The 7,970-nt window shown below is 74.5% G+C and carries 6 protein-coding genes; 2 read left to right on the forward strand and 4 right to left on the reverse strand.

Features of this window, described 5'->3' with window-relative positions; translation table 11 throughout:
- Positions 1-1,350 (forward strand): SCO7613 C-terminal domain-containing membrane protein (locus tag HUW36_RS20480; RefSeq protein ID WP_425487250.1); only part of this gene is annotated, 1,350 nt, incomplete at its 5' end.
- A gap of 93 nt (positions 1,351-1,443) precedes the next feature.
- On the opposite strand, the gene purE is transcribed toward HUW36_RS20480, so the two are convergent.
- The 3 genes from purE to HUW36_RS20495 form a co-directional block, all read right to left on the reverse strand.
- A complete protein-coding gene (gene purE, locus HUW36_RS20485) occupies positions 1,444-1,941 on the reverse strand; it encodes a 5-(carboxyamino)imidazole ribonucleotide mutase (protein WP_174529648.1) in 498 nt (165 codons plus the stop codon).
- On the reverse strand, positions 1,938-3,098 hold the full coding sequence (locus HUW36_RS20490; RefSeq protein WP_174529649.1) for a 5-(carboxyamino)imidazole ribonucleotide synthase: 1,161 nt from the start codon (positions 3,096-3,098) through the stop codon (positions 1,938-1,940). The genes purE and HUW36_RS20490 overlap by 4 nt, the downstream gene beginning before the upstream one ends.
- 107 nt (positions 3,099-3,205) lie before the next feature.
- A complete protein-coding gene (locus HUW36_RS20495) occupies positions 3,206-5,242 on the reverse strand; it encodes a thioredoxin domain-containing protein (protein ID WP_174529650.1) in 2,037 nt (678 codons plus the stop codon).
- Between the two features lie 143 nt (positions 5,243-5,385).
- On the opposite strand from HUW36_RS20495, the gene HUW36_RS20500 reads away from it, so the two are divergent.
- Complete coding sequence (locus HUW36_RS20500; protein WP_174529651.1) at positions 5,386-6,411, forward strand: phosphatidylinositol-specific phospholipase C domain-containing protein; 1,026 nt, start codon at positions 5,386-5,388, stop codon at positions 6,409-6,411.
- A gap of 75 nt (positions 6,412-6,486) precedes the next feature.
- On the opposite strand, the gene HUW36_RS20505 is transcribed toward HUW36_RS20500, so the two are convergent.
- The coding region (locus HUW36_RS20505) for a putative bifunctional diguanylate cyclase/phosphodiesterase (protein ID WP_174529652.1) at positions 6,487-7,970 on the reverse strand (1,484 nt) is incomplete at its 5' end.

A 7,970-nucleotide genomic window follows, 5' to 3' on the forward strand; every position in this document is an offset into this window, starting at 1 on the left:
GCCCTGGTCACGCTGGCCCCGTCACTGGTGGTGGCGTTGTTCTCGCCGTTCGCCGCGCTGCGCCGGGTGTGGCAGGGGCCGCCGCCGGAGCTGCTCACCCCGCCGCCGGACGCCGTGGACCCCACCCACGTGCTCACCGCGCTGCTGCTCACCGCGACGGCGGCGCTGGCCGCGACCGGGTTCAGCGGCGGACGCCGGTCCCGGGCGGTGCCGGTGGTACTGCCCGGCGCCGCGCTCACCCTGCTGATCACGCCGGTGGCGTTGGGCCGCGGCTGGCCGGTGACCGCGTTGGCCGGGCTGGCCGTCTTCACCATCTCCATGCTGGGGCTGGCGCTGACGCCGCCGCCCCCGCTGGTGGAGCCGGCCCGGTCGATCCGGGTCGCCCGGGTGCTGGTCTTCGTGATCGGGCTCGCCGCCGGGGGCGCCGGGCTCTGCGGCAGCCTCGCCACCCGCGACCTGACCCTGTTCACGCTGGGCGGCGCAGTCGGCGTGGGCACGGTGGCCGCGTTGTTCGGCACCACCCAGCGGGCCCGCATCCTCGGGTGGTTGTTCGGCTCGCTGATGGCCCAGCTCTTCGCGCTCACGCTCGGGCTGGTGGTGGGGCTCGCCGCGGTCTGGTCCGCCTTCGGGGTACTCGCGGTCGGCGCCGCGTTGCAGGTCTTCGCCGCCACGCTGCCCCGGTTGCGCCGTCCGGAGGCGTACCGGGAGGCGGCCACCGTCGAGTGGAGCGGCTACGGGGCGGCCCTCATCGCGCTGGCGCTGGCGTACGACTCGCCCCGGCACATCGCCGCGCTGCTGGCCGCGTGGGGCGCGGTGCTCGGGGTGGCGGCCAGCCGTCCGGGCCGCCGTCCGATGGAGCGCAACCTGCTGTTCTGGGCGGTGGTGGCCTGCGAGATCAGCGCCTGGTGGATCCTGATGCGGGTGGCCGACGTGGCGCTGCCGGAGGCGTACACGTTGCCGTTCGCGGCGCTCGCGTTGCTGGTCGGGGTGCTGCAACTGCGCCACCGGCCCGACCTGTCGAGCTGGGTGGCGTACGGACCGGCTCTGGTGACCGCGTTCCTGCCCACGCTGGCGATCGTGATCGCGACCGATTCCAGCATGCTGCGTCAGGTGCTGCTGCTGCTCGGTGCCGTGGCGGTGCTGATCTTCGGCTCGACGAGCCGGCAGCAGGCGCCGGTGATCGTCGGTGCGACGGTCACCGCGATCGCCGCGGTGCACGCGCTGTTCAGTCTCGGCCCGTGGCTGGTGCTGATCCCGGTCGGCATCGTCCTGCTGGTGCTGGGCGCGAGCAACGAGCGTCGCCGGCGGGCCCAGGAGCGCCTCCAGACCGCGCTGCGCGGCATGCGGTAGGTCCGGGCGCGGCGGTGGAGGGTACGCACACGCGCCATCCCGGTCGGCCACGATCGGTGACCGGCCGGGGTGAGCACGCGGGGTGACGAACGGTCAGGCGAGCGAGGCGCGCAGCGCGGCTTCCTTCTCGGCGACCAGGTCCTCCAGGCTCGCCTGGTAGGCGGCCATCCGGTCGCGCAGCGCCGGGTCGGAGGCGCCCAGGATGCGGACGGCGAGCAGGCCGGCGTTGCGGGCGTTGCCGATCGACACCGTGGCGACCGGCACGCCGGCCGGCATCTGCACGATGGACAACAGCGAGTCCATCCCGTCCAGGTGCTTGAGCGGCACCGGCACACCGATCACCGGCAGCGGGGTGACCGAGGCGACCATGCCGGGCAGGTGCGCCGCCCCGCCCGCGCCCGCGATGATCACGCGGACGCCACGACCGGCGGCGGCCCGGCCGTACTCGATCATCTTGAGCGGGGTGCGGTGCGCCGAGACCACACCCACCTCGTGCGGCACGCCGAACTCGTCGAGCGCCTCGGCGGCGGCCCGCATGGTCGGCCAGTCCGAGTCGCTGCCCATGATCAGCCCGACGGTGCGTTCGCTCATGCGCGTCCTTCCTGGAGCCAGCGGGCGGCACGCGCGGCCCGGGCTCGTACCTCGGCCAGGTCGGTGCCGAGCACCGTGACGTGACCGATCTTCCGGCCCGGTCGGACCTGCTTGCCGTAGAGGTGGACCTTGGCGCCGGGCTCGGCGGCGAACAGGTGGTGCAGCCGCTCGTCGATCGAGATCCCACCCGGCTCACCGCCGAGCACGTTCGCCATCACCACGACCGGCGCGGCGAGCGAGGTGTCCCCCATCGGATAGTCGAGCACCGCCCGCAGGTGCTGCTCGAACTGCGAGGTCCGGGCCCCCTCGATGGTCCAGTGCCCCGAGTTGTGCGGACGCATGGCCAGCTCGTTGACGACCAGGCCGGCGGGCGTGTCGAACAGCTCCACCGCGAGCAGCCCGACCACGCCGAGCGCGGTGGCCAGGTCGATGGCGAGCTGCTGCGCCGCGACCGCCCGCTCCTCCGGCAGGTCGGGCGCGGGCGCCAGCACCTCGACGCAGATGCCGTCGCGCTGCACCGTCTCCACCACCGGGTACGCGGCCACCTGACCGAACGGCGACCGGGCGACCTGCACCGCCAGCTCCCGCCGCAGCGCCACCCGCTCCTCGACCAGCAGCGGGGTGCCGCCTTCGAGCAGTGTCGCGGCCAGCTCGGCGGCCTGGTCGGCGTCGTCCACCATCCAGACGCCGCGCCCGTCGTAGCCGCCCCGGGCGGCCTTGAGCACCACCGGCCACCCGGTCTCCCGGCCGAACGCCACCAGGTCCGCCGGCGACTCCACCGGACGCCAGGCCGGGTTGGGCGCGCCCAACTCACCGAGGCGCTCCCGCATCACCCGCTTGTCCTGCGCGTGCACCAGCGCCTCGGCCGGCGGGAACAGCTTCACGCCCTCGTCGGTGAGCGTGCGGATGTGGTCGTTGGGCACGTGCTCGTGGTCGAACGTGACCACGTCGCAGCCCTTGGCGAACGTGCGCAGGGCGGTCAGGTCGGTGTGATCGCCGTACTGGACGTCGGCGGCGACCAGCGCCGCGCCGTCGTCGGGGGCGAGCGCCAGCACGCGCAGCGACTGACCGAGGGCGATGGCGGCCTGGTGGGTCATCCGGGCCAACTGGCCGCCACCCACCATGCCCACGACGGGGAGTCCGGTCCGGGAGTCCATAGCGCCGCCAGCCTATCCGGGCCGGCGACACCCCCGGCCGCTGGGCCCGCCCCCGTCCCACCGCCGGTAAACGGGACGGCGACCGGAACCGAAGACGCCGTGACGGCTCAGCCGAGTTGGGCGACCAGGTCCTCGACCGAGGTCACCGGCCGCTGGCAGACGAACCCCCGGCAGACGTACGCGGTGGGCCGCCCGTCGACCAGCGGACGGTCGGCCAGCAACGGCACACCCGGCTGGTCCGGGGCGCCGGCCACCACCACCGCGCCGGGCGGGGCGTGCCGGCGGGCGGCGGCCACCAGCGGGTCGCCCTCCGGGTCGTCGGTCACCACCGCGATCTCGTACGGGCCGGAGAGCAGCGCCTCCCCGACCGTGGCGGCGTAGCCGGTGAACCGGGCGTGCCGGTCGACGATCGGCGCGACCGTGGACAGGGTCACCTCGGCCGCCTCCCGGTAGCGGGTCTCCCCGGTCAACGCCGCGTACGCGACGAGCGCCGCGACGACCGCCGAGCGGCCGGACGGGGTCGCGTTGTCGGTCGGGTCGGCGGGCCGGGTGACCAGGCGCTCGGCGTCGTCGGCGGTGTCGTAGAAGCCGCCGTCGGCAGACGCGAACCGGGCCAGGGCCACGTCGAGCAGCTGCCCGGCCAGCGTCAGCCAGCGCCCCTCGCCGGTGAGCTGGTGCAGCGCGCAGAACGCCTCCGCGACGCAGCCGTAGTCCTCCAGCACCCCGGCCGGCTCGCCGACGACCCCGTCCCGGGACACCCGGCGCAGGCGGCCGTCGACCAGGTGCACGGCGGCCAGGTGCTCGGCGGCGTCGCGCATGGCCCCGTCGGCGACGATGACCACGCCCTCCATCAGGTTCGCGTCCTCGTCGTCCCGGGACGCGTAGAGCGCGGCGACCTGCTGGAACTCCGCGAGCGCGGTGATCGCCAGCCCGTTCCAGGCGGCCACCACCTTGTCGTCGCGGGCCGGCTGCGGCCGGGTGTCCCGGGCGGCCAGCAGCCGGCCCACCACCTCCTGCCAGCGGGCCCGGACCGCCGGGTCGGCGTCGTCGACGTCGCGGGCCAGGCGCAGGACGCTGGCGCCGTGCTCGAACGTGCCGCCGGCGGTGACCTCGAACAGGTCGGCGGCGAAGCGACCGTCGGACTCCCCCAGCACCTCGACCAGCTGCGCCGGCGTCCAGACGTAGGTGAGTCCCTCGACGCCCTCGGTGTCCGCGTCCAGCGCGGAGGCGAAGCCCTCGCCGGGCCGGTGCAGCTCGTCGGCGAGGAAGCGGGCGGTGTCCCGGGCGACGCGGCGGGCCAGCCTGTCGCCGGTCAGCCGCCAGAGCTGGGTGTAGACGCGCAGCAGCAGCGCGTTGTCGTAGAGCATCTTCTCGAAGTGCGGCACGGTCCAGTGGCCGTCCACCGAGTAGCGGGCGAAGCCGCCGGCCAGCTGGTCGTTCAGGCCGCCGCGGGCCATCGCCTCGCAGGTGTGCCGGACGATCTCCAGGCTCCGCGCCGACCCGGTACGCCGGTGGTGGCGGAGCAGGAAGAGCAGGTTCATGTGCGGCGGGAACTTCGGCGCGCCGCCGAACCCGCCGTTCGTCTCGTCGTACTCCCTCGAGAGCTGGTCGGCGGCGCCGTCGAGCAGTTCGGCGGTGAGCGGGGCGGTCACGCCGCCGACGGCCTGGGCGCCACCGATCGCCTCGACCACGGCGGCGCCCTGCCGCAGCACCGCCTCGCGCTGGTCCCGCCAGGCGGCGGCGACCGAGCCGAGCAGCCGGACGAAGTTGGTGCGGGGGAAGTAGGTGCCGCAGAAGAACGGCGTGCCGTCCGGGGTGGCGAACACGGTCATCGGCCAGCCGCCCTGCCCGGTCATGGCCTGGGTGGCGGTCATGTAGACGGCGTCGACGTCGGGGCGTTCCTCCCGGTCGACCTTGACGCAGACGAAGTCGTCGTTCATGAGCCGGGCCACGGCCTCGTTCTCGAACGACTCGTGGGCCATCACGTGGCACCAGTGGCAGGCCGCGTAGCCGACCGAGATCAGCACCGGCACGTCGCGGCGCCTCGCCTCGGCGAACGCCTCGTCGCACCAGGGCCACCAGTCGACCGGGTTGTCGGCGTGCTGGAGCAGGTAGGGCGAGGTGGCCTCGGCGAGTCGGTTCACCACCCGACCCTATCCGCCGCGCCGGACCGCCGCCCCCGGACCGGTCGGAGCCACGAGCCGTCCTTCCGCTATTCACCTTTGTCTATTTGAATCGGCGCATGGCCGGCGTCGTCCACCGCCGGCACGTCCGAAGGAGACGGTCCATGCGCAGACTCCCCGCCCTGCTCGCCCTCGCCGCCCTCACCGGATCCCTGCTGGCCCCCGGCACCGCGTCCGCCGAGGTCCCGCCGCAGACCCGGTGGTCCGCCACCACCGGCGTGGGGATCCACAACACGTACGAGCGTGGCACCTACACCTACCTGGCGCAGGCGCTCGACGCCCGGCCCGGCCTGATCGAGCTGGACGTCTGGCCGGACGTGTTCGCCCGGCAGTGGCGGGTCAGCCACAGCAACCCGCTCGGCAACGACAACAACTGCGTCGCCGCCACCAGCGCCGCCCAGCTCTACACCGGGACCCGGAACAAGAACCTGGAGCACTGCCTGGACGACATCCGGCTCTGGCTGGGCGCCCACCCCGACGCCGGCCCGCTGATCCTCAAGCTGGAGCTCAAGACCGGCTTCAGCAGCCGCACCGGGCAGGGACCGGCGCAGCTCGACGCGGTGCTCGCCGCCCGCCTCGGCGACCGGGTGTTCCGCCCGGCCGACCTGCTCGGCGGCCACCCGGACCTGGACGCCGCCGCCCGGGCCGACGCCTGGCCGACCCGCGCCCAACTCGCCGGCAAGGTGATCGTGGAGCTGATCCCGGGCACCGTCGAGGAGGGCAACCCGACCGACACGCTGTGGACCGACGTCGAGTACGCCCGGCACCTGAACGGCCTGGCGGCGGTCGGCACGCTGGGCAGCGCGCGGGCGTTCCCGGCGGTGCACCGGGCCCAGGCCGGCGACCCCCGGACCCGGTACGCGGACCCGGCCCTGCGCCGGTGGTTCGTGCTCTTCGACGGCGACGCCTCGGCGTACGTCACCGGCGGCGTCGACACCGCCTGGTACGACGCCAACCACTACCTGCTGGTGATGACCGACGCGCAGAACGTCCCGCCGGCGGTCGGCAGCGGTGACCCCGACGCGGCGGCGGCCCGGGTCGCCCAGTTGGCGAGGGCGCACGCCAGCATCGTCTCCGCCGACTGGGCGTCGTTGCCCGCCGTCCTCGACGACGTTCTTCCGCGAGGCTGAGCCGAGCCCTCCGCGCCGTCGGTGCGAGGCCGATCGGCTCCCGCGCCGTCGGGCCCGCCCGGCGGCGCGGACCGCTCAGGAGGCGCCGTCGGCGCGCAGCGGGAAGACGTTGCCCCGCGCGGTGTCGCGCAGCGACCCCAGCACCGCCCCGATCTTGTCCGCCGGCATCGGCTTGAAGAAGTGGTAGCCCTGCGCGGCGGTGCACCCCAGCTCGGCGAGCGCGGTGCGCTGCTCGGCGGTCTCCACCCCCTCGGCCACCACCCGCAGCCCCAACTCGTGGGCGAGCCCGACCGTGGTCCGGACGATCGCCGCCGCCTCCGGCGAGTCGGCCATCCGGATGACGAAGGACCGGTCCACCTTCAGCTCGTCGACCGGAATGCGGGTGAGGAAGGTCAACGAGGAGAAGCCGGTGCCGAAGTCGTCGACGGCGAGCTGCACGCCCATCGCCCGCAGCGTCGCCAGCACCTCGTCGATGATCTCCAACTCGCTCATCACCACGGTCTCGGTGATCTCCAGGACCAGCCGGTGCGGCGGGACCTGGTGCCGGCGCAACGCCTCCTCGATCTCGGTGGGCAGCCGCGGGTCGAGCAGGCTACGGGCGGACAGGTTCACCGAGATCGGGACGTCCAGCCCTTCCCGCGCCCACCCGGCGGCCACCGCCAGCGCCTTGTCCAGCACGTAGCGGGTGAAGCTGCCGAGCTGCTCGCTGTTCTCCACCGGGCGGATGAAGTCGGCCGGGCCGAGCCAGCCCCGGCGCGGATGCCGCCACCGGATCAACGCCTCCACCCCGGTCGGCGCGCCGGTGGCCAGGTCCACCGCCGGTTGCAGCGCCAGCACCAGTTGGTCGTCGGTGGCCAGCGCCTCCCGCAGCTCCGCGAGCAACGCCAGGTGGTCGGTGCTCGCCGCGTCCCGGGAGCTGTCGTACGCGGCGACGTTGCCGCCGCCCTCCTTCGCCTGGTACATGGCGATGTCGGCGCGCCGCAACAGCTCGGTCAGGTCGGCGACCCCGGCGTCGGCCACCACCACGCCGACCGCCACCTCGACCGACATCCGTACCCCGGCCACCTCGGTCGGCGCGGCGAGCCGCTCGGCGACCTCGCGGGCCTGGCGCATCGCGTACGCCAGCGGGCCGCTCCGGTCGTCGACCACCGGTACCGAGGTGAGCAGCAGGGCGAACTCGTCACCGCCGAGGCGCCCGAGCAGGTCACCCGGCCGGGTCAGCGCGGCCAGCCGGTTGGCGGTGAGCCGCAGCAGCTGGTCGCCGGCCGAGTGCCCGAGCGTGTCGTTGACCTCCTTGAACTGGTTCACGTCCAGCAACAGCAGCGCCACCGGGTGGTCGTGGGCCCGCTGCCGCAACGCCTCGTCGCCGCGGGCGAGCAGCGCCGCCCGGTTGAGCAGGCCGGTGAGCTGGTCGTGCACCGCGTCGTACGACGAGCGGGCGGCGACCAGCCGCAGCTCGCGGTGGGTCGCGGCGTCGTGCAGCGCGGCGGCCAGGGCGTCGGAGAAGGCGGCCACCCCGTCGTGTTCCCGGGCGGTGGGCGGGGCGGACCGGGCGAACC

The organism is Micromonospora maritima (assembly GCF_902825405.1).
In the GTDB taxonomy this organism is placed as follows: domain Bacteria; phylum Actinomycetota; class Actinomycetes; order Mycobacteriales; family Micromonosporaceae; genus Micromonospora; species Micromonospora maritima.